This window comes from Seohaeicola saemankumensis (assembly GCF_021021435.1).
In the GTDB taxonomy this organism is placed as follows: domain Bacteria; phylum Pseudomonadota; class Alphaproteobacteria; order Rhodobacterales; family Rhodobacteraceae; genus Seohaeicola.
In genome coordinates this window covers 1-2,896 of record NZ_JAINWI010000048.1, presented here as the reverse complement: position 1 = coordinate 2,896, position 2,896 = coordinate 1, and the positions used below count along the sequence as shown (strand labels likewise).

Below are 2,896 nucleotides of genomic sequence, written 5' to 3'. Positions count from 1 at the left end.
CGGAAACGGCAACTCGCCTGATTGCGCCGCGTGGATCGCCTTGAACAGCCGATCCTCAAAATATTGGATCCGCTTCGCGCGGACCGGCATCTGGGCATCGATGACCATGACGATCTCGTCGAGCGGTAGGCGGCGCGCCTCATCCTCGGGCAGGAGAGAGCTTTCTTCGGTCCGGGTGGACTGGCTACGGCCCTCGAAGGGGTTCTTGCCGATGGGCTGGGATCGCGTGATGACGGTCTTCGTGGTCTTGCCAACCGCCTTGCTCAGCTCCTCGACGGTTTTTTCATCGGAGGGCGTCAGGTAGAGCTTCACGCCCGCATTCCCCTGCAAGGCGCGGCGGGTGTTTTCGCCGTAGATTTCATCGAGGGCGGGTATGGTTTGTGTCACCATGGCTAGGTGGCCGCGATAGGTCCGCAGGGTTTCGATGCTCTCGACCACGATGGGCATTTTGCCGAGGCGATTGAACTCGTCGAGCATGATCATTACGGGCCAAGGCTCGTCTGGCCCGGGGTCCTTTTCCTGCATGGCGGAGAGCAGATCGGAAAAGAACAGCCGGATCAGGGGTGCGAGGGGTTTGACCATTAGCGGCTGGACCACGAGATAAACCGAGAAGGGCTTTTTGCGGATCGTCCGGAAATCAAAGTCCGAGACTGCCGTCGCTTCATCGATGGCCGGGTTCTGCCATTGATCGAGCCCCGAGGTCATCAGGAGCGAGACGTATGAGGTCAGCGTATCGTTGTTGGTCGAGGCCAGCCGCGTGAAGATCAGCTTGGCGGCCCTGTTGTCCACCTCATGGCCCCGCGCGAAGTATTCCTTCTGCTTGTTCCCACCCGAGGCCGCGATCCGGTAGATCTCGCCCAGGGTCGGACGCTTGCGCTGGAAGGCCAGCAGGCCTGCCGCCACGAAGAGATCGATCCCGCCTTTCAGAAGACCCTGCACCCGGTCGTTGTCGCTTTGCAGGAAGAGCGTCGCCAAGAGCTGCAATTCCATCTGCTGGCGCGCGGGATCTCTCAGTTGATAGATGCGCAGGAGCGGGTTGTAGCGATGCGTGCGCTTGCCCTCCCAATCTGTGGGGGCAAAGCGATAGACCTTGTCGCCTTGGGCTGCGCGGTGACGGGCCGTGGCCTCAAAACACTCGCCCTTCACATCGAGCGTCACGGCAGAGCCTTGCCAGGTCAGCAGGTTCGGAATGACAAAGCCCGTGGTCTTGCCGCGGCCCGTGGGCGCCACGATCAGCGCGTGGGGGAAAACCTTGGAGCAAATGTAATTGGCGCGGGAGCCGGGCGGCCCAAGTTTGCCGAGGATGAACCCGGTCCCGGGCGCCCCGAAGAAGCCATTGGCCTTCATCTCGCGCGCACTTTGCCAATGGGTCTGGCCAAAGCGTGTGAGGGCCGAGCCTGAAAGGGCGAGGCTCAGCATCAGGCCGGCGGCGGCGAAGCTGCCAATGATCAAGTGAATAAGTTGGGCGTCCTCCGGGCGGCGGTCCAGGATCGCCAGATAGTTTTGCGCGATATAGGCGAAGTCGATCTCGGCCCCGAAGCCGAGATCCTGGTAAGTCAGCACCGCCGAGGCGATGGTATAGCCCATGGCCCCGGTCACCAGCGTTACCAGAAGGACCCCTGTTGCGATCCGCGCTTTTCCCATGGCGGCGCTCAATGGACCTGACCCCGCTCGATCTCGCCATCCACATCGCCAGTGCGGTGTTTTTCATATTCGGTCTCGGCAAGATCATCGACCACCTGGCGCAAGGCCTCCGTGTTGGCCGTCGCTGCATCCGATTGCAGGTAGACCTTGGCGACATAGAGCCGGTCGAGGCGGTCCTCGAGAACCTTGTCCAGCGCATCGGCATCGCCGGATGTGAGCCGGTCGAGTTGGCGAACGTCCAGCACCCGCGCGATCTCGCCACGGAAGGCGTCCCGCTCCGCCTCGGTCTCGAAGGGCGCGGACAACTCCCCCGCCCGCTCATGCTCCAGAACACGCGTAATCTCGTCTGCAAGGCGGTCGGCACGGTCAGACTGCGGCGCAGTTTCACCGCGGGCTGCGAGGAGTGCGTCGCGCGTGCCAGACCCAAGCCCGTCGCGCATCTCGTTTTCACGGCGGACCTGATTGATGACCTCCGTGTCGCGTATCTCGACGACGGCCGCGTAGGTCGCGCCAAGCCCGCGGGCGAGGTGGGACGGCATGTCCGGATAGCGCTCCCTGAATTCATCCGTGACAGCATCTGCAACGGGCGTGCGGATGTCGCGTCCCTCCATGATCCGGTCGACCTCGCGGGTGATCTCGCTGGCGCGGGCGGCATCGGTAATGGTCTCCCTGTAAGGCTCAGACCGGTCAATCACATCGCCAGGGCGTGCGAGCAGATCTGGGTGTGCCTCGAGATATGCACGCTGCTCCGTCTCGATCCGGCGCTCCGCCCGTGAGACAACCTCCCAGTCCCGGTCCTCGATCTGCTGTGTGGTCAAACCCTCTGCGCGCATCTCCTGACGGATTGTCCCTTCCATCGCCCGGACCGCGTCCCGGTGATAATGGAACCGCTCGCTGACCGGTTCCGCTTCCATGACGCCATCCCGGCGCAGCACGTTCTCGCGCTCCAAAAGCGTACCAAGCGCGACATGCACATCGTTGAGAATGTCGCGCGCCTGTTCCAGATCAGCGCGGCGTTCGAGGTTCAGATCGCGCGCCTCGGCCACTTTGGAGAGATCATCTGCGATCCATTGATGCTCGAGCGCTGCATTTGACGCGCCCGTCTCGATCCGGGCCACCACTTCCGATGTGCTGATCCCCGTGCCCCGTAGTGCCGCGTCAATGCGCGATCTTAGGTCGGGCTCGGCCAGTCGCTCGCGCTGGCTGGCGTCGATATTGGCTTCGGAATAGATCCCGCCCTCCGAGGGGGTCT

2 protein-coding genes are annotated in these 2,896 nt (G+C 62.9%); both read right to left on the bottom strand.

What is annotated here, in order from left to right; all coding sequences use genetic code 11:
• The coding region (locus tag K7H22_RS19840; RefSeq protein ID WP_230802536.1) for a type IV secretory system conjugative DNA transfer family protein at nucleotides 1-1,644 on the bottom strand (1,644 nt) is incomplete at its 3' end.
• Between the two features lie 8 nt (nucleotides 1,645-1,652).
• Nucleotides 1,653-2,896, bottom strand: a 1,244-nt coding sequence (locus tag K7H22_RS19835) for an endonuclease (RefSeq protein WP_230802535.1), incomplete at its 5' end; no start/stop codon positions are given.